General features: G+C 58.8%; 20 protein-coding genes and 2 pseudogenes. 13 read left to right on the top strand and 9 right to left on the bottom strand.

What is annotated here, in order from left to right; all coding sequences use genetic code 11:
* Positions 1–81 precede the first annotated feature (81 nt).
* The 3 genes and pseudogenes from AC244Q_RS34240 to AC244Q_RS34230 form a co-directional block, all read left to right on the top strand.
* Positions 82–1110: a zinc-dependent alcohol dehydrogenase family protein gene (locus AC244Q_RS34240; RefSeq protein WP_003555434.1), complete on the top strand. Its 1029-nt coding sequence runs from the start codon at positions 82–84 to the stop codon at positions 1108–1110.
* A 172-nt stretch (positions 1111–1282) separates the two neighbouring features.
* The gene (locus AC244Q_RS34235) at positions 1283–1549 is read left to right on the top strand and encodes a hypothetical protein (RefSeq protein WP_003555433.1); all 267 of its coding nucleotides are present in this window, start codon (positions 1283–1285) and stop codon (positions 1547–1549) included.
* A 176-nt stretch (positions 1550–1725) separates the two neighbouring features.
* Positions 1726–2556 (top strand): annotated as a pseudogene (locus AC244Q_RS34230) (ATP-binding protein); the annotation flags it as partial.
* Between the two features lie 234 nt (positions 2557–2790).
* Here AC244Q_RS34230 and AC244Q_RS34225 read toward each other — a convergent pair.
* Positions 2791–3102 carry a response regulator gene (locus AC244Q_RS34225; RefSeq protein WP_313903143.1) on the bottom strand — a complete coding sequence of 104 codons (312 nt, stop codon included), beginning with the start codon at positions 3100–3102 and terminating at the stop codon, positions 2791–2793.
* 282 nt (positions 3103–3384) lie between these two features.
* Between AC244Q_RS34225 and AC244Q_RS34220 the strand changes: the two genes are divergently transcribed.
* Both AC244Q_RS34220 and AC244Q_RS34215 read left to right on the top strand, forming a co-directional pair.
* On the top strand, positions 3385–4944 hold the full coding sequence (locus AC244Q_RS34220; RefSeq protein ID WP_128407020.1) for a phospholipase D family protein: 1560 nt from the start codon (positions 3385–3387) through the stop codon (positions 4942–4944).
* Positions 4945–5365: 421 nt separating this feature from the next.
* Entirely contained in the window at positions 5366–6856 is a 1491-nt protein-coding gene (locus AC244Q_RS34215; RefSeq protein WP_128407009.1) for an ATPase domain-containing protein, read from the top strand.
* Between the two features lie 347 nt (positions 6857–7203).
* Here AC244Q_RS34215 and istB read toward each other — a convergent pair whose 3' ends face one another.
* Positions 7204–7938: an IS21-like element helper ATPase IstB gene (istB, locus tag AC244Q_RS34210; protein ID WP_128408307.1), complete on the bottom strand. Its 735-nt coding sequence runs from the start codon at positions 7936–7938 to the stop codon at positions 7204–7206.
* A gap of 1 nt (position 7939) precedes the next feature.
* Positions 7940–9439: an IS21 family transposase gene (istA, locus tag AC244Q_RS34205; RefSeq protein WP_113341084.1), complete on the bottom strand. Its 1500-nt coding sequence runs from the start codon at positions 9437–9439 to the stop codon at positions 7940–7942.
* A gap of 163 nt (positions 9440–9602) precedes the next feature.
* Between istA and AC244Q_RS34200 the strand changes: the two genes are divergently transcribed.
* From AC244Q_RS34200 to AC244Q_RS34190, 3 genes are all read left to right on the top strand, one after another.
* A complete protein-coding gene (locus tag AC244Q_RS34200) occupies positions 9603–11477 on the top strand; it encodes an ATP-binding protein (protein ID WP_245460704.1) in 1875 nt (624 codons plus the stop codon).
* A gap of 227 nt (positions 11478–11704) precedes the next feature.
* Positions 11705–12109: a DUF6894 family protein gene (locus AC244Q_RS34195; protein ID WP_080518613.1), complete on the top strand. Its 405-nt coding sequence runs from the start codon at positions 11705–11707 to the stop codon at positions 12107–12109.
* A complete protein-coding gene (locus AC244Q_RS34190; RefSeq protein WP_128408030.1) occupies positions 12034–12759 on the top strand; it encodes a Crp/Fnr family transcriptional regulator in 726 nt (241 codons plus the stop codon). Before AC244Q_RS34195 ends, AC244Q_RS34190 begins: the two co-directional genes overlap by 76 nt.
* A gap of 30 nt (positions 12760–12789) precedes the next feature.
* On the opposite strand, the gene AC244Q_RS34185 is transcribed toward AC244Q_RS34190, so the two are convergent.
* Complete coding sequence (locus AC244Q_RS34185) at positions 12790–13029, bottom strand: DUF6894 family protein (protein ID WP_128408029.1); 240 nt, start codon at positions 13027–13029, stop codon at positions 12790–12792.
* A gap of 214 nt (positions 13030–13243) precedes the next feature.
* Between AC244Q_RS34185 and AC244Q_RS34180 the strand changes: the two genes are divergently transcribed.
* Together AC244Q_RS34180 and AC244Q_RS34175 are read left to right on the top strand one after the other, a co-directional pair.
* Complete coding sequence (locus tag AC244Q_RS34180) at positions 13244–13957, top strand: Crp/Fnr family transcriptional regulator (protein ID WP_012760441.1); 714 nt, start codon at positions 13244–13246, stop codon at positions 13955–13957.
* On the top strand, positions 13954–14175 hold the full coding sequence (locus AC244Q_RS34175) for a hypothetical protein (RefSeq protein ID WP_012760442.1): 222 nt from the start codon (positions 13954–13956) through the stop codon (positions 14173–14175). The genes AC244Q_RS34180 and AC244Q_RS34175 overlap by 4 nt, the downstream gene beginning before the upstream one ends.
* Positions 14176–14192: 17 nt before the next feature.
* On the opposite strand, the gene AC244Q_RS34170 is transcribed toward AC244Q_RS34175, so the two are convergent.
* From AC244Q_RS34170 to AC244Q_RS34155, 4 genes and pseudogenes are all read right to left on the bottom strand, one after another.
* The gene (locus AC244Q_RS34170; RefSeq protein WP_128408028.1) at positions 14193–15101 is read right to left on the bottom strand and encodes an alpha/beta fold hydrolase; all 909 of its coding nucleotides are present in this window, start codon (positions 15099–15101) and stop codon (positions 14193–14195) included.
* A 157-nt stretch (positions 15102–15258) separates the two neighbouring features.
* Positions 15259–15675 (bottom strand): SDR family NAD(P)-dependent oxidoreductase, encoded by a 417-nt coding sequence (locus AC244Q_RS34165; RefSeq protein WP_281020806.1) that lies wholly within the window; start codon positions 15673–15675, stop codon positions 15259–15261.
* Between the two features lie 91 nt (positions 15676–15766).
* Positions 15767–15901 (bottom strand): annotated as a pseudogene (locus tag AC244Q_RS34160) (hypothetical protein); the annotation flags it as partial.
* Between the two features lie 14 nt (positions 15902–15915).
* Positions 15916–16224, bottom strand: a complete 309-nt coding sequence (locus AC244Q_RS34155) for a DUF2934 domain-containing protein (protein WP_003555421.1) — start codon at positions 16222–16224, stop codon at positions 15916–15918.
* Positions 16225–16565: 341 nt separating this feature from the next.
* Here AC244Q_RS34155 and AC244Q_RS34150 point away from each other — a divergent pair, with 341 nt between their 5' ends.
* The 3 genes from AC244Q_RS34150 (at position 16566) to AC244Q_RS34140 (ending at position 17529) form a co-directional block, all read left to right on the top strand.
* On the top strand, positions 16566–16907 hold the full coding sequence (locus AC244Q_RS34150; protein WP_206615959.1) for a patatin-like phospholipase family protein: 342 nt from the start codon (positions 16566–16568) through the stop codon (positions 16905–16907).
* Positions 16908–17030: 123 nt separating this feature from the next.
* Positions 17031–17318 carry a patatin-like phospholipase family protein gene (locus AC244Q_RS34145; protein ID WP_041935868.1) on the top strand — a complete coding sequence of 96 codons (288 nt, stop codon included), beginning with the start codon at positions 17031–17033 and terminating at the stop codon, positions 17316–17318.
* Between the two features lie 79 nt (positions 17319–17397).
* A complete protein-coding gene (locus AC244Q_RS34140; RefSeq protein ID WP_017997374.1) occupies positions 17398–17529 on the top strand; it encodes a hypothetical protein in 132 nt (43 codons plus the stop codon).
* A 131-nt stretch (positions 17530–17660) separates the two neighbouring features.
* Here the strand turns inward: AC244Q_RS34140 and AC244Q_RS34135 are convergent, their stop codons facing one another.
* Complete coding sequence (locus tag AC244Q_RS34135) at positions 17661–18077, bottom strand: response regulator (RefSeq protein ID WP_128408025.1); 417 nt, start codon at positions 18075–18077, stop codon at positions 17661–17663.
* Between the last annotated feature and the right edge of the window lie 636 nt (positions 18078–18713).

The raw sequence follows: 18713 nt of genomic DNA, 5'->3' as shown, positions 1-18713 counted from the left end.
ATAGTCGAGCATAAACGGCGCAACTGGTGCGCTGTTCGAGGTGATAGCTTCAATCATCAGAAATCGGAAGGAATTAGATGCATGCGACACCTCATGAAGCGTTGGGAACTATCGGCCTTCAGCCGTGACGGACTGAGCCTTGAACAAGTGCCAGTCCCAATAGTCGGGGCAGACGAGGTGCTCGTCAGGGTCAATGCGGTCGCACTCAATTATCGCGACCAGGACGTTATTGCCGGGCGCATGGGCGCGTTCAACCTGCCAATGACCATTGGCTCCGACATGTCTGGTACGGTTGTCGAGGTGGGCAAGTCTGTTGAAAAGTTCGCGGTCGGAAACCGGGTGATCTCGACATTCTTTCCGGACTGGAAAGATGGTCGTCCTCTCGGGTCCGGTCGACATCCAAACTACCAATCCCTTGGCGGTCACTATCCGGGCGTCTTGAGCGAATACGTCTCTTTTCCGGCGGCATGGCTGACGAAAGGCCCATCATCACTCGACGAGCTCGGGGCCAGCACGCTTCCTTGCGCGGGGCTCACCGCCTGGTACGCGCTCGTCGAACTCGGCCGGGTCGAGAAGGGCCAGACCGTCCTGATTGAGGGAACGGGCGGCGTCGCGATCTTCGGCGCGCAGATCGCCAAGGCAAAAGGTGCGACCGTGATCCTCGTTTCCGGAAGCGACGAGAAGCTCGAACGGGCGAAGGCACTCGGCCTTGCCGATTTCGTGATCAACCGAACTCGCGAGGACTGGGTCGGTAAAGTCTACGACATCACGTCGGACCGCGGCGTCGACCATGTTCTCGAAATTGTTGGCGGCCCTCACCTCGCAAAGGCTCTCGAAGCAGTCGCGCCTGGTGGCCGCATATCGATGATCGGCGTTTTGGAAGGCGGGCAGTTATCTGCTTCCGTTGGCCCACTCCTTCTGAAAGGGCCTGTCATTCAGGGTATTGCCGTCGGTCATCAACGCGCGCAGGAAGAGCTTGTGAGGGCGATCGACGAATTGCAGATCAAGCCCATCGTCGACGCCCGCTATGGCCTATCGGATCTCCAGAAGGCCTTGGACCACCTCACCCGTGGTGCTTTCGGCAAGATCGTCGTCGACTTCGCTCTTTGATCGAACAACGGAAAAGGTGAACCATGTACCGTAGAGATTTCATGTCGACCACAGCGTTCTTCGGTGCCGCAGTAGCAGGCTGCGGCCCCGGATGGATGCCACCTTTGAAATCATCGCGCCCGTTAAACTCCTGCATTAGCGGGCTAACCTTTCCCCGATCGAAGGACTTCCTATGACGCAGGACGCTCACGAACTTCAGGCTATCAATACCCCTTGGCAGAACGCCATTCAGGAAATCCTGCGCATGGTCATCAGGGACATGTATCATGCCGGCAGTGAGAACAGGAATATCAAACGCATAGAGGAAGCTTCTGTCGACAGCAACTATACCGATTTGCGACTGCTTGGCACGGACGAATGGACGGAAGTGGTTGTCAAGGAAAGGGTGAGCAACTTCGTCACCACGCTCTTGACGTCCTTTACCTATGATCGTGCCTGAGTTCTTGCGTCGCAGGTGACGAATGCACCGGCAGGGAGGGCCCTTGCTCTGACTGGGAAAGGCGATTGAGGAGTTCATTGAAACGCTCGTCGGCCGCGATGGGCTGATGCTGAGGCAATGCATGGACTGCGCGAAGCACGGTCGAATCGAACGCAAGTCTTGCTACATGGTTCGCAATGTCAGTTGTCATGAGTAAAGTCGCCCTCTGCAGATACCACAGAAACGCGCGGGCGGGAGCTTGGTTCGAGGCCGCAGCGGTATTTCACGCTCGTCTGAGAGATCAATTGGTCCATACCTCCACACTTCGACTTGACGCCATGGCGTTTTCGCGACAGCAACCGCTTTCTCCTGACACTGTCGATGCCAACAAGCTGGTTGCTAACATGGCCGAGATCCTGTCCTCGACCCTTGGTGAGACGAGGACCAAGGCCGATGCGAACCAGCTCGAAAACGCGGTGCTCAACCTCGCCGTCAATGCGCGTGACGCGATGCCGGACGGCGGCAAGCTGACGATCGAGACAGCAAACGCTCATATCGACGAAGCTTACGCGGCAGAACACGACGTCGCGCCCGGACAGTATGTGATGATTGCGGTCACGGATACCGGCTGCGGCATGCCGCAGGAGATCATCAAGAAGGCGTTCGACCCGTTCTTCACCACCAAGCCTGTCGGTAAGGGGACCAGCCTTGGCCTCAGCCAGGCCTTTGGTTTTGCCAGGCAGTCGGGTGGACATCTGAAGATTTTTTCAGAGGTCGGAACCGGCACGACGATGAAAATCTACCTGCCGCGTGACTATGGCACGAACGACATCGCGCCCCACGTGAAGGACGAAAGTGTGCCGCGAGGGACCGCGAGCGAAGCCGTCTTGCTGGTGGAGGACGACGCCAGTGTCCGTGAGATCCACACCAAGATGCTGGAAGAACTCGGCTACAGCGTCATTGCAGTAGATGGACCAGTCACGGCTCTCAAGATCGTTGACGAGCGCGCCGACATTCGCCTGCTGTTGACCGACATCGTCATGGCACCAATGAATGGCCGCAAGCTGGCAGACGAGGTCGAAGCAAGCATCCCCACCTGCCTGTCGTCTTCACCACCGGGTATAGCCGCAATGCGATCGTCCAAAACGGTGTACTGGACCCCGGCGTCATATTCTTGCAGAAACCCACGACACTCGGCGATCTTGCCCGCAAAGTGCGTAGCGCTCTCGACCGCTAGATTCGGACAGATCGCCCGGCCATCTTCAGGCCGCCATTCTCATCAGAGTTTCGGTGATCTTGTGAGTATCGTAGGGCTTGGGAAGGAACACGCCGCGGTCGGGTATGTCGGAACTTGCCGGGCGCTTCATACCGGAGACGATGAGGATTTCCATGGGTGGCCAGCGGTTGCGAGCGGTGGCCGCAAGCATCAATCCGTTCATGGAGCCCGGCATGTCGATATCTGTCCAAAGGATGGAGATGTCTTCGTCGCCCTCAAGCACAACCATTGCCTCATCAGCATTACGGGCTTCGACTGCTTCGAACCCCGCTTCCTCGACGATGTCTACCGCCAACATCAGGAGCATTGGTTCGTCTTCCACCACGAGTATCTTCATTGCCATTGCGCAGGTCCCGCCTCCCGTTCGACCTATAACTTTCTGCTTTGATTGGGGTTCCGCAATTTTCAGACCGCCTGCTATGGCCGGCTCGAAAGCAGGTGGCGTAGAGAAGGTTTCGAAAGTCGGTCCTATCTCCTCCTCGCGCCTCTTTCGGCGGCATCTTGCTCGCAAGTCGGTACACCCTATTTTGCTCGGGCGGATCGAATATATTGCTTCATGGTCGCGGCTGAGGGGTATCGTGTGAGTTGGTTCAGCATTGCCATCATCGCGGTTGTCGCGCTGCTAGCCCTGTGGGTGGTTTTGGCAGCATCAGGCGATCCCGGGTTTCTGAAGCGGGTCCAGCAAGTGGATTCTCAAGCCCTCAAGATAGCCGCTGCAGACACCGAGCTTGATCGATATGGCGCCAGGCTTTGTTACGAGCGGGAGGCGGCAAGCGGGCTCGTTTTGATCACCTCTAACCTGGAAGCGTTCGCAGCCCGCCTTTTAGCTGCCCGTTCCGCCGGCCGCAGCCTCGACCTCATGTATTATATGTGGAATGCGGACCTGACCGGAATGCTGATCATGCGGGAAGTCGTCGCTGCCGCTGACCGTGGCATACGCGTGAGGATCCTTCTCGACGATCTCGGCGTCTCCATGTCCGACAAGATCTTCTATGCGATTGACTGCCATCCGAATATCGAGCTGCGGCTCTTCAATCCCACGAAGGCGCGAGAGAATATCCTGCGCCGCGGCCTCGAGATGGTCTTGCGGTTTCGAAGCGTCAACCGTCGCATGCACAACAAGGCATGGATTGCCGACGGCCGGATCGCGATGGTCGGGGGACGCAATATCGGCGATCCGTATTTCGATGCCGGCGAGGACGCAAACTTCAGGGACTTCGATCTGGTGATGGTCGGTCAAGCCGTTGCGAAGACCGAGCGTCTTTTCGACGACTACTGGAACAGTTCGGTTGCCGTGCCTGTACGCTCGTTGCTGTCGCGCCGCCCCAACAAGTTGAGGAAGCTTCGACGCAACATGGACCGCCTCGATTTCGAACAGCGTGCCCGGCCTTATCTTGATAGGGTTCAAGACAGAACATCACTGGAAGACGCTGTCGCCGAAAACCATTACATTTGGGTCGATAAAGTCGATGTTCTTGCCGATCCCCCGGAAAAAGCTGCGGGGAAGCTGCGCACCGGGCAAAACATGCTGATGGAAACGCTTCTTCCTGTGATCACCGGCACAGCCGAGTTCATCCATATCACCTCGCCGTACTTCATTCCCGGCGAACGCGGTGTCAGGGCCCTGACGAAGCTCCGCGACAAAGGGGTGAAGGTTTCCGTCCTGACAAACTCGCTCGCAGCTACCGACGTTGCTGCAGTACACGCGGGGTATTCGCGCTACCGCCCCGCCCTGCTGAAAGCCGGCATTGAGCTCTACGAGCTGAAATCGATCGCCGACGTGGGATCCTTCTCCTTGCGCGGTTCCAAACAAGCCAGCCTGCACACGAAAGCCTTTGCCAGGGATGGCAAGTATGGCTTCATAGGATCTCTCAACCTCGATCCTAGGTCCGTTTCCTTGAACACGGAGATGGGCGTGCTGTTTAAGTCATCGGATCTTGTCGCGCAATTGGACGCGATCTTTGCCAAGGAAACCGAAACAGACCTGAGCTATCCCTTAAGGCTCGAAAACGGATCCCTGCGGTGGCTGAAAGTTGTCGATGGGAAACGTACCCTCGTCCGCGACGAGCCGGATGCCGGTATCGCGAGGCGCGCGACAGCGTGGCTCATAAAATGGCTGCCTCTCGAATCTCAGCTGTAATCGTGCCGAATTCTCGCGAGGAGGCAACCCTGAGCTCCATGGCGACCCTAAACGTGTCGCGGCACAACGGATGCCAAATTGGCCTACCAGTTCGCCAGCCATCAATTCGAGGTATTGGCTTCCACACTGACGCAGGCATCAAAATTGCTCCGCGGGTAGCAATCCGATCAGGGTTCGCCCGCATAAGAAAAACTGCGGAGCTATAAGAAATGCAGATTTATCAGCACAAGTTTTCCTGCGTGGTTGCGCGAACCGCCTTGCCACTCTTGGTTGCGAAGCTATTGGGTCAAGCGATGAACAGGGCAATCGCTGAGGCTTCGTTGTACTCGCGGAAATATTGCGTTGCATCTTGTCGCCGGATAACAATTGCATACATTTTATCAAAAAACGCGACCGAGGTCGCAGAGGCCGGGATCGAAACTTGTCTGCCACTATATCTACTGGGAATGAAGGTCTTGATCTAATCCTGGCCGGTGGGCTGCCGGCTCGCCGGCTTTATCTGCTCGAAGGGGCGCCAGGATCCGGCAAAACCACCCTCGCTCTACAGTTTCTACGCGAGGGGGTGAGGCAGGGCGAAAAGGCGCTCTACATCACCTTGTCGGAAACAAAGGAGGAGCTGTCCGAGGTCGCGGCCTCGCACGGTTTCGACATCAGCGAATTTGACGTTTTTGAATTCAGTTCGGCATCCGACGTCTTCGGAGACGGGCGCGAACAGTCTATCCTGCATCCTTGGGAGATGGAGCTTGGCGAAACGATCCGGCTGATCCAAGAGGAGGTCGAGAAGGTCCAGCCAAAACGGGTCGTCTTCGACAGCCTATCCGAAATGCGTCTTCTATCCCAGGATCCCCTGCGCTATCGACGACAGGTTCTTGCCCTGAAGCAGTTCTTCTCCGGTCGCGACACGACCGTCATTCTGGTCGACGACATGTCAGGCAATGCCAGTGAGCGGGACTCGCACCTTCATAGCCTCTGTCACGGGGTCATTACTCTGGAGCGCCTGACGCTCGATTTCGGTGCTGCGCGCCGTCGCCTGCAGGTCCAGAAGCTACGGGGTGTGGATTTCACCGCCGGTTACCATGATTTCAACATTCGCAAAGGCGGGCTGCACGTTTATCCGCGCTTGATCGCCGCGACGCACCATACAGAGTTCACCGGCGAAACGATCGCAAGCGGAATCGGAGAACTGGACGATCTCTTCGGCGGCGGCCCGATGCGCGGAACTTGCACACTGGTGACCGGACCAGCCGGAAGCGGCAAGACGACAGTGGCGCTGCAGTATCTCTATGCAGCTTGTGCTCGCGGTGAGCGTTGTACAGTCTACGAGTTCGATGAGCGCATCGGCACGCTTCTCACCCGCGCGAAGGCGTTCAGCCTTGATCTCCAGGCTTTCATCGACGACGGAACTCTCGTCCTGCAGCAGATCGATCCCGCGGAAATCTCCCCCGGTGAATTCGCAGCTCGGGTACGTCGCGAAGTTGAAGACCGCGGCTCACGGCTGATCGTTATCGACAGTCTCAATGGTTACATGGCGGCGATGCCGCAGGAACAACAACTGATCCTGCAGATGCATGAGCTCCTGTCCTATCTCAGCCACAAGGGCGTGGTGACTTTCCTGCTCAATCCACAGCACGGACTCGTCGGGACAATGTCGACAAGCCTCAACATTTCCTATGTTGCCGACACGGTCGTACTGCTGCGCTTCTTCGAGGCTGAAGGCCGTGTGCGCAAGGCGATCTCTGTGCTGAAGAACCGCGGTGGCATGCATGAGGATGCGATCCGCGAGCTGCGGGTCGATCGTGGAGGTCTGCGTATCGGCGAACCCTTGTCGCAGTTCCGGGGTGTGCTGACCGGGACGCCGGAATATCTCGGGTCCAGGGATCCCCTACTGGAAGACCGCCGCAGCGATGCTTGAACGTCAGCAGGAGGGGCAGCGTGTTCTCGTCAGCGCACCGTTCGGCCGCGACGGTGACACGCTAGCAGCGCTTTTGCGGGAACAGCAGTTCGAGGTCGCTGTCTGCCGTGACCTAAAAGAGTTGTCCAGCGAGATCTGCGACGATATCGGCGTCATTCTCCTGACTGAGGAGACTCTGTCCGGCGACCTAACGCCTTTAAAAGATGTCAATCGGCATCGTAACGGGACCCCTTATCGGCTCCCAAAAGGGACCCCTGCCTCTGGTTGCATAGGGTCAGCGCGCGTAGGCCCGGAGCTCTCCATTTAGCGCAGGGGCCTGCGGGCGCGGGTTGTTTGTCTTTTCGGCTTTAGCTTTGAGAGCGGTTTTTGAAGCGCCAGGATTCATTCCCGGTCTCAACGATTTCGCAATGGTGGGTTAGCCTGTCGAGGAGGGCGGCGGTCATCTTGGCGTCGCCGAAGACGGCCGGCCACTCGCCGAACGCCAGGTTCGTCGTGACGATGATCGAGGTCCGCTCGTAGAGCCTGCTGATCAGATGGAAGAGGAGCTGGCCGCCGGCCTGAGCGAATGGGAGGTAGCCGAGTTCGTCCATGATGACGAAGTCGAGCCTGGTGATGAAGTCGGCCAGCCGCCCCTGCTTTCCGCTACGTGCCTCCGTCTCGAGCCGATTGACGAGGTCGACGACGTTGAAGAAGCGGCCGCGTGCGCCGTTGCGGATTAGGGCGCGTGCGAGCGCGATGGACAAATGGGACTTCCCCGTGCCGGTTCCGCCGACCAGAACGATATTGTGCTGCTCGGCGAGGAAGGCTCCTGTCGCAAGCTGGCGCACGAGCCCTTCGTTGACCGGCGTGTCGGTGAAGTCGAAGTCGTCGATGTCCTTGGCCAGCGGCAGCTTGGCGACGGTGATCTGGTATTTGATGGAGCGCGCCTGCTTCTCGGCGATCTCCGACTGAAGTAGGTCGCCGACGATGCGTGGCGGTTCGTGCTGCCGCTTGATGCCGGAGGCCATGATCTCGTCATAGGCGCTGCGCATGCCGAACAGCTTCAGCGTGCCCATCATGTTAAGGATTTGGGATCGTTCCATATCAGCTTGCCCTCCTAAGGCTGTCGTAACGGGCGCAATCGGCCAGAGGCTCGTGGGTCAGGCGAAGCGCGTCGGGAATGGAAAGGATGGCGGCCGGCTGCGGATCACGCTTGCGGGCCAGGATGTTGATGATGACGGCAGCCGAGAATACGCCCTGATCGAGCGCCTCCTGGCAGGCCGCTTCGACGGCGGGGAGTCCGTCCAGGCCCACACATTCGAGGATCGACACCATCTGCCGGTCGCCGTCATGCATGGCCTTCAGCCGGCGGCGCACCTTCTCCATGGCGGCGGGCAAAACCCAGTCGTGGAATGGCGCACCGTTGCGCAGCGCTCCCGGTTTGCGGGTCAGGACCGGCACGTAATGCCAGGGATTATAGATCGTCTCGCCACGGCCGAAGCAGCGATCGTGTTGGCCGATCTCCACGCCATCCTGCCGGATGACGATGCGATCGGCATAGGCATGTATCTCGGCCGGGCGGCCGACTGCCGTGGACAGCACCGAGTATTTGTTGTTGTCGAAACGCACGAGGCAGGTCTTGCCGATCGAGGCCTGCACTGCGTGGAAGCCGTCGAACTTGCCGGGATAGCCGACCAGGTGCGGCCGTTCCGCATCGAACACCTCCCAGATCGTGCGCTCCGTTTGATCGACATGCTTATGGGCGCGGGCATAGCTGATGCACTTGTCCAGCAACCAGCCATTCAGCTCATCGTAGGATTTGAAGCGCAGCCGCGGCGTGAAGAAGCGTTCCCGCACCAGATTGACCTGGTTCTCGACCTGGCCCTTCTCCCACCCCGACGCCGGCGTGCAGGCCACCGGCTCGATCAGGTAATGGCTGCACATCTGCAGGAAGCGGCGATTGTACTGCCGTTCCTTGCCGACGAAGACCGTCTCCACCGCGGTCTTCATGTTATCGTAGATGCCGCGCGTGCAGGCCCCGCCGAAGAACGCGAATGCCCGGTCATGGGCATCGAAGACCATCTCCTGCGTCTCGCGCGGATAGGCTCTCACATACATCATCCGGCTGTGACAGAGCCGGACATGCGCCACCTTTACCGTCGTCGTCACGCCGTTCAGCACGACGATCTCGTGGCTCCAGTCAAACTGGTAAGCCTCGCCCGGCGCATAATAGAGCGGCACGTAGGCTTCCGCCGTTACGGAGCCGCGTTCCTTCGCCCAGGTTCGGGCGTAGCGCCGGACTGTGTCGTAACCGCCCTCGTAGCCGAGGTCGCGCAAGTCCTCGAATATCCGGATCAGTGTCAGCCGTTCGCGAGAGGATTTGGCCTCATTGGCGAGCAGCATTCCATCGAGCTGATCGCGCCAGGGGCCGAGCTTCGGCTGAGGTTGACGGGTCCGCTCATATTTGAACTCCGTCTCATCGCTGCGCAGAACCTTCCGCACCACTTTCCGCGATATGCCAAGCTCCCGGCAGATCGCCTTGATCGACTTGCCCTGCACACGGGAAAGTCGACGTATCTTTAGAATTGTCTCCACAACAAGCATCCAAATAAAAAGCCTCCGATGAAACCGGAGGCTGTTGTAACCCCATCGCAGATGGGGGTCCCGTTTGGACGCCGATCACCCCAAATGCGGGGTCCTTATTCCATGCCTAATCACATTAAAAGACGCGTTGGCAAAGCAACCAACGTGGTCGGATGTGCCGTTTGTGCTGCTTGCCGCCCCTCGCTCCGGACGAACGACCAACGCGCAGTTGACGAACCTAAAGCTCTTTGACATCGCCATCAACAGCGTCGTGCTCGAACGCCCGCTCGGCCGAGCCTCGCTCCACAGCGCTGTCGCGTCCGCAATGCGCCTTCGCCAGAAACAGTTCCTGATGCGCGATCGGCTCCTGGAACTGGATGAGAGTGAGACCCGGCTGCGGCTGGCGACAAACGCTGCAGAGATTGGAACGTGGGACTTCGACCCGGTCACCGGCCGGCTGAGCTGGGACGACCGGTGCAAGGCAATGTTCGGTATCTTTGCGGACGGCGCGATCTCCTATGAAGACAGCTTCCTCGCGGGCCTTCACCCCGATGACCGGCAAATGGCAGACGACGCTGTCGCCAAAGCCCTCCAGCCTGGTAGCAGCGGGATCTATGATATCGAATTTCGAACGATCGGGATCGAAGACGGCATCGAGCGCTGGGTCGCGGCCAAGGGTGGGGCGATGTTTGCCGGCGGTAAACCAGTTCGCTTCATTGGGACGGTCATCGACATCACGCAGCGAAAGAAGACCGAGGAAGCCCTTGCGGCATCGGAAGCAGCGTTGAGGATCGAGCGGCAAGCGCTTGACGACCTCAATCGGACGCTCGAGGAGCGGGTCGCGCAGCGCACGGCCGAACTCGAAGAGGAAATGTCGGCGCGCAATCGGGCAGAAGAAGCGCTTCGGCAGTCTCAGAAAATGGAGGCCGTCGGTCAGCTCACCGGCGGAATTGCACACGACTTCAACAATATGCTGACAGGGATCATCGGCGGGATCAACGTTGCCAAGCGTCGCATTGCCGGCGGCCGACTGGACGATGTTGATCGATTCATGGATGCCGCTGCGGACGCGGCTAACCGCGCAGCAGCGCTGATCGCCCGGTTGTTGGCCTTTTCCCGTCGCCAAACGCTTGATGCCAAACCCCTTGATGTCAACGACCATCTCGTTGCGACGCGGGAATTGCTGCGGCGGACCTTGCCTGAGAACATAGCAATCGACATCGAGGCTGATCCCGAGGCCGGTTGGATCGTTGCAGATGCCAATCAGCTGGAAAGCGCTCTGCTGAACCTGGCGATCAACGCCCGCGACGCGATGCCGGACGGAGGCAGTCTGACGATCTCCACTGCGACCAGAAGAATTGATGAAATCGAGGCGCGATCCCTGCCAGGTCTGAAGCCCGGAGCGTTCGTTGCCATCGGTGTCAGCGATACGGGGGTGGGCATGCCGCCGGAGATTGTCGCAAGAGCGTTTGAACCTTTTTTCACCACCAAACCGATTGGTCAGGGGACGGGCCTTGGCCTTTCAATGATCTATGGCTTTGCGCAACAGTCGGGCGGTCAGGTCGAGATCGACAGCCGGGTTGGTGAGGGCACGACGATCAGGCTGCTCCTTCCTGCAACGGATAATGGTGATCAGGATCAAAGCCGTGAGAGCCTGGCCGTCGAAGCGGGTCAGGGGCAGACAGTGCTCGTCGTCGAAGACGACGATTCAGTCCGCCTGCTGATCTGCGAGGTTCTCGCCGATCTCTCTTACGAAGCGGTGGAAGCCTCGAATGCGGACGCAGCGATACCGATCATTGCCTCCCCACGCGCGATTGACCTATTGATCTCCGATGTCGGCTTGCCCGGGATGAACGGGCGTCAACTTGCCGAGGTCGCGCGTCAGCACCGTCCTGAGCTCCCCGTGATTTTCGTGACGGGATATGCGCAGAATGCCACAGCGAAGGCCGAGTTTCTCGGTTCCAATATGGCGATGATCGGTAAGCCGTTTGCGGTCGAGGTCCTCGCCGAGAAGATCTCCGATATGATCTCAAAAGAAAAACTGGCAGCGCCTAGGTAAACTGCGTTTGACGTGAATCGCGGCATCGTCGCGTAATCTTCCGGGGCGCTTGAACATCATCGAGATGGCAGCAGTCGTTCTGGTCCAAGCCGAGTTGAGGGGTGACCGAGAGTCGGATCTTCTTCAGAACTTTGTGACATGCGATATGGGATGATCATCCGGCATTTATCACAGGCGAGGCTGGCTGAGAGTCTTTTTTGCTCTTCCCTGCACAGGAGCAAGGATCGATGGCTGGCCATTTCTTCAACGTTCACGACGGCATCTCTATGCCGGACTTGGTAGGCACTGAGCATGCCGACATCGAAAGCGCCCGTAGCGAAGCGGTAGAGACTATAGTTGAACGCCGTGTCGTCCCGTCGTTGAGCGGGGCAGTCAAAGTCATCGACCAACCTGGTGTCTCTGCTCCAAGGACCGCCACAATGGACAAATGTCAAAACCGCACAGAGCGGCGAGCGCTCTTGGCCTGGGGCGGCAGTTTGCGGCATAAGCTATCCAGTGCTGACGCCTCGTTTTTCGTCGACATGAGATCGGGCTCATTCCCGCCGGAGGCTGGGCGATGCCCGACTGTTCGCAATCGACCGTTTCAAATTTGCTGTTGCGGGCCTTGCCTCTCGAAGCATTCGAGCTTCTGAGACCGGCGATGCAGCAGGTCGATCTTCCATTGAAGTATGAGTTGGTGACCCCTGGTGTGGCGAACGACCGGGTGTACTTCCTGGAGCGCGGGCTCGGATCTGTCGTTGCCACAAGCAGCGACGACGAAATCGTCGAAGTTGGGCACATCGGCTATGAGGGCATGTCGGGCGCGCACGCCCTGCTGAAAGTGCCGAAAACCCCCAACAGGACATTTATGCAGGTCGAGGGAAGCGGAATATCCTTACCGACCTCTGTATTCCTGAACATGGTCGAACGGGTGCCGGCCGCCAACGACCTGCTGCTGCGCTACGTGCATTGTTGTGAGTTGCAACTAGCACATTCCGCCCTTGCCAATGCCCGCTACAACATGCCGGAACGGTTGGCGCGTTGGCTTCTGATGTGCCATGACCGGCTACTGACCGACGATTTGCCTCTTACCCACGAGTTTCTTTCGATCATGCTTGGCGTTCGCCGCTCGGGCGTTACCAACGAAATCCACATTCTGGAAGGCGTGCGTGCGATCAAGGCGACCCGCGGAAACGTCAGGATTGTGAACCGGCAAAAGCTGGAGGACATTGCCGGAGGCTCCTATGGTGTCCCCGAGCAGGAATATGCGGACTGTATCGGGTTTCCGATCAAGAGATTGTAACTTCAGGCGAGAGGAGGCTCCTCAGGACGCTCAGTCGCCTGGTTCGTACGCCTCAGAAAACGCCACCTTAAGAAGCAGAGTACCAACCGCGTCGCAGATCTCGATGTGGCGGTGCGAGAGGTCCCTCCCCTCCCGGATCGCCGTGCTCATCATACCCCTGGCATCCTTGATCGCTTCGCTTCGCGCCGCGCCCAAGTCCGTAAGATCGGTGCCCTCCTCGTCCCTGATGATGTTCGTTCGCGTCAAAATGTGGAAAAAGAATCTTGGCATCGACCGCCTTTCGCGGAATGTGCCAACGTCAGTCAGGACCTGTGCCGGCTGGTGAGAACAGATACGCTGCGGGTTGCGAATCCTAAGTTATGTCAAAACCGCACGGTTATCGGACGACGCTAGGCTATTTCGGCAATCTGCGCCATAATCTTTCTATGCCTCTCTTGTCACTTGATGGGTTCGAGTGCGGGCTCCTCCCCGCTGGAGCCCAAAGATGCCTCAGATTCAAAAATTAGACGTTCAGAACCGGCTGCTTGCCGCCCTTGGCCGGGAAGCATTCGACGCACTGCAGCCCGGAATGGAGCGGGTCGATCTGCCCGTACGGACCGTGCTGATCGAAAGTGATCAGCCAACCCATCACGTGTTCTTTCTCGAAACGGGATTGGCGTCGATCGTTGCAAGGACAGTAGATGACGAGGCCATTGAGGTCGGCCATATCGGCTGGGAAGGATTGTGTGGCACACATCGGCTGCTGCGACTCGACACGACCCCCAATCGCACCTTCATGCAGATCGATGGAAGCGGCATCAGGGTTCCAGTTGAACTCGTCTACCGGCTGATCGACGAAGATGCCCGATCCCGAGATCTGTTTCTTCATTACATCCACACCTGTGAACTGCAGCTTGCCCATTCGGCGCTGGCAAACGGCAGGTATAATATGGCGGAGCGACTGTCGCGCTGGCTGCTGATGTGCCACGACCGCATCCGCGATGACGACATGGCGCTCACGCACGAATTCCTCTCCCTGATGCTGGGCGTGCGCCGCTCCGGTGTGACAGACCACTTGCATATTCTCGAAGGCATGCTGGCGATCAAGGCGACGCGCGGTCGGATACGCGTGCGCGACCGGGCCAAGCTGGAAGAGATTGCCGGCGGTTGTTACGGAGCGCCCGAGAAAGAATACGAACGCTTGATTGGAAGCAAGTGACATCAGGGGCGAAGCAGGTCCGCCTCAAGCTGCTCCTCGACCATCTGCGAAAAGGCCGGTGGCGCAAGCTTCCGAAACAGGTCGGTTTGAAAACAGCGCTGGTCGCCGAGGAGCTTGGCCTGATCGAGGCCAAGGGTGATGACCTCAGAGCAAGAAGCTACCGCCTGACAGTGGGTGGAAGCGCTTACCTGACGGACATCGTGATTGCGGGTGAATGAACGGCAATTGAGCCGAGTTACGATGTCCGTACAAGACCCTCAGCAACCGGCGGGCGTTCGCAGCGCCCCGGTATCGCTCCAGCCCATACGGCATCTTGCAGAGCGGAGCGAACGACGGCGGATGCTGCATGGTGAGGATTGTGGCCTACACCTTGCAGCAACCGGATTCTCGCTTGAGGCACTCTGTGGACAAGCCAGTCGAGGTGCCAATGCGGATCGAGGACGGCATCTTCCATTCCGTAGATGATATGCGTAACGCATGGTATCGGTTCATCGCCGACGGCTGCCATATCGGCATTGAACTGCAGCAGCTCGTCGGCCATCATCCGCAGCGACTGCGGGCTCGCCGCGTGTCGATAGGGGAAATCGGCCAGGGTGTCCGGAACAGGATTGGGATGATGTGCCTTGCGCATCACTCGTTCGCCAAAATAGTCGGCAAAGCGATACAGGAGGTGTTGTGAGAACATGCCGCCGATCCAAGGAGCGATGGCCAGCCGAAGCAGCAACATTGCCTGCTCCGGTGTCGGGCGACAAAACGGCGCGATCAGCACCAGAGACTTCACCAGATCGGGCCGCCGCCGCGCCAGAAGAATAGCCGGCGCGCAGCCGATGGAATGGCCAGCGATTGTCAGGCTGGAGAACCCAAGGGCGTCGACAAAGTCCTCGAGCCATAGGGACTGGGCCAGCGGCCCTCGCAGCCTTTGTGGTAGCGGGTCGCTCAAACCGTAGCCAGGCCGATCGGGCGCGACGATGTGCAGCCCGGTTTTCCTGAAAGGCGCCAGAACTTCCTGAGCGAGGCTGCCGCAGCCATGCAGCAGGACGACGGGCGGATAAGCGTCATCGCCGACGTTCAGGAGATGCACGTTGCGTCCGTTGACGACTCGGTCGAAGCCCCGAAGCGGGGCGTGTGGCTGCCTTGGTTTCATTACTAGCAAACTGGGCTGCTAGTCGCCGGTTCCGCCTTTGTGCGAAAGCGGACAGCAGCCGGAGACCCAAGAACCATCGCAGGTAAAATCCAGGCGGCCTAGCCGCGGGTACATCCAAATTTCAACCGATCCGCTTGCGCCCTGGCCCTAGTTCATCTCAAGCCTGCTGTCGATAGTGAAGCTTTGCCAGGTGACATATGGTCAGAAGCAGGGTAAACGGCAAGTCGCGCCACGGGATGCGTGGCATCTCCTTAGCCCGCGCTTGCGGATCGTCCGTGCGCAAGCTGGGGTTTCCCCGACTGGGGATCGCCTGGTGGACAGAGGTGATGTTGATGATCTTGCCGCCAAGCTTTCCCTGACCGCGGCGCACGAACTCGCGGCAGAAGAAGAACGTTTCGTAGAGATCCGTCTTGACGACATTGTCGAAGTCCTCGAACCTTGTTTCTACAAAGGGCTTGGAGCAGCCGATGCCGGCGCAGTTGACGAGAATATCGGTCAACCCAAGCGTTTCTTGGAATGAACCCATGAACATCATCACGATCGCCTCGTCGCGCACGTCGCGACTTTGTACCATCGCGGGTGGACCGGCGGCTTCCACTTGCGCCGCAGTCGCTCAGGCGCCTTCCTCTGTGATAGGTAACTGCAACGTCGGCACCCTCCAGCGCGAAGGCTTCGGCAATTGCGCGGCCTATTCCGGAATCGGAGCCGGTGACCACAGCGACGCGACCGGCGAGCGCCTCGACCCGCCGGCCTGGACCTGGTTCGAGAAATTCAGCATCGTTCTCGGTAACATCATTCATATCAGTATGCCTTGTTAATTCGGACCGGAGATGCCTTTGCCGCCTTTATTCTTGACGCCCATGCTATCGGCGCCGGCTGCCGGTCCTCCTCCTGGAGACATCCCGCCTGGCTGCACGCCGCTGGCGATGCCTTTCGCGCCACCCGCTTTGCGGCCGGTTTGGCTTCCGGTATCACTGGCCCCCTCCTCGCCGACTTGCTCTTCTCTGATCTCCTGCTCAGCCTGCCTCCAGTGGCGTTCGTGATCACCATCCTTTTTACCTTCTCGCTCCCATATCTGCTGGGCGCGATCCCGTATGAGATCTTCTCTGCCTTCCTGTCCCATCTTATCCTCCTGAACAGCGGTGACGTTTCATGATCGGTCGCGAACTTCTGCGGAGCCCCAATGTTCCCGCTCAGCGAAGGCTGCCCTCGTTGGAACCACAATGGCAAAATCAAGTTTGTCTGCAGTTTTTGACGGCCCAGAGGAATGACGACGATGACTTGGTGCCGATCCATCCTCAGGGTCATTTTCGCCGCACGCTGCTCATTACATCGAGGCCATTCGAAGCCTAGGTCTTCAAACCATCATGACGCTTGATCACGTCCACAATGTTAGGCGCGGCCAGCAAGGCATGACGCCCATGGCGGCTGATGCGACCTCCCGTTCATTCTGGGGGCATCGAAATGACGATCGGCCCTTGCCTCTGTCTTTCCGGTGGCAATGCTCTCGGCTCTTACCATGCCGGAGTCTACCAGGCGCTGCACGCTCGGGTCGAACCATCGCGGATCGCAGGCGCGTCGATAGGAGCAGTCACTGGCGCCTTGATCGCCGGAAACGCCCTCGACCAGCGGATGGCGCGACTGCGGGAGTTCTGGCAGCTTGTTAGCGACGACGGTCCGGCGATGTTCATGCCGCCTGGTAAAAGCTGCTCGACCGTGACCGTGCAGGAATTGCTGACGGGGCGACCCGCGCTGTACAAGCCGGGCTTCCCCGGCTGTGGTCGACGCTTCCCTTCATGGGCGTAGACGACAGCCTATTCGACACCCAGCCCCAGCGCAAAACCTTGGAACGCCTGATCGAGTTCGACCGGATCGGCAGCGGCGGCATCTCTCTGGTCGTTACCACCTTGGATGAAGGGCGAGGACATCGTGTTCGACAGCGATATCGTGGCTTTGAACGTCGATCACATCATGAAAGGTACTGCGCTGCCAATCTTCTACCCGCCGGTCGAAATTGGCGGTCGGGAACTTGTTGGAGTGTCAGCCAACCTCCCAATAGCTTGCCTGCTATCGGAAGAACCCACCGATCCGGTGACGTGTATTCGCGTCGATCTCTTTTCGACAGAAGGCGCTGTCCCGGCCTCGCTTGATGGAGCGCTAGGCCGGACAACCGACCCCCTCTTTGCCAAGAGCGCGAGCATGGGCTTGCCGCGCTGAAAAGCCGGTTCGCCGGTAGGATGGTCCCGAGATCGAGATCATCCCCCTGGCTTACGAAAACGCCGCAGGCGAAATCGGGATGAAGACGTTCGATTACTCCCGGAAGTCGATCGGTGCGCGTTGGGGCCGGGGCTACCAGGACGGAACACGGCTGATCGTGCTCTCGATCAGATGCCGCCACGGCGAAATCGGCTGGACATCTACAAGCTGACCACAAAAAAACACCTGAAAAACCTGCTGTAAGTCGTTCCGCAGCGCCTCGAGGCCGTCGCCAGCAACGCAGGCTATGCCGGCACAGCCGCCTTGGTCTAACTACGACTCAACTGTCGCGACTAGCCACAATCAAGCCGCGTGACGTGTATTCAGATCGCGGCAGCCAAGCCCGCCTTTGTCGCGCCGTTGTTCGAGGCACCGACCGATTGCCCGGATTAGTTCGTCAGGTCGTGCCGGTTTGCAAACCCATTGTCCATTCAGCAACACCTGATGGCTCTCCTGCGTCACCTTCCGACGAGCCGTATGGACCACAAAGGGAATGCCGCGCTCGACGAGGTGGCTCGCAATGTCCGTGCTTTCGCCGTCGAGCAAGAATATATCGAGGATCACAAGATCAGGCATGTAAATCCCTAGCCAGTCAGTTGCGGCGCTGCACGACGTGAGATGTACGATGTCTTTCGCACCGGCGCCCAGCAAAGTCTGTTGGATGTCGAGCGCGATCAAAGCTTCGTCCTCTAACAGCAACACCGTCGGCAAAAGCGTCATTTTCAGCTCCTTCTGTGCAAGCGCCACAGTTATACACCGTCCTGGCGACCTCGTCCGGCATTGTCGGAATTCGCACCGTGCGATCCCTCGCGCTGTGAAGCTGGGTGAAAGCAGAGAATGCATCAGGCTTCGCCTACCTCGCGCCACCCGTGTCAACTTGATCACCTTGAACAGTCCAAGCGGGGAAACAGGCCGCCATTCGCTGACTTCGAAATCGCCTCGGCCCTCGATCCATCGCAAAAGACGCCGAGACCAAAATGTCGCACTCCAGCAGATCCGCTCGAACGCCGGAGCGATTGCTCGCGCTATCGCTCCCCGCACACGAACGGCAGCACCAAAACGCCGAAGCTCGCGGGTGAGAAATCAAGCTTTTGCGCGTCACCCACCTGCAGGACGACATGTTCAAGCCGGTGATCCTGTATTCTTTGGCGTGCTTTGGCGAGCATGTGAGACCGGTCACCTGCAGGTGCGCCGGGTATTGAAGCAGCAACAGCCGGGGCCCGACTCCCACCTCGAGAACGCGTCCCTCTTGCGCTGGCATCAGCTCGACGATTGCGCGGTGGGCGGGGCGGAGAACGCCGCCATGGATCTAATCGTAAAGGTAGCCCAAAAGCGGTAAGGGGCGTCTTTGTCGTT

This window comes from Rhizobium sp. CB2179, assembly GCF_057653455.1.
The sequence above is the reverse complement of the archived record's forward strand: the minus strand, read 5'-3'. Positions and strand labels throughout refer to the sequence as shown.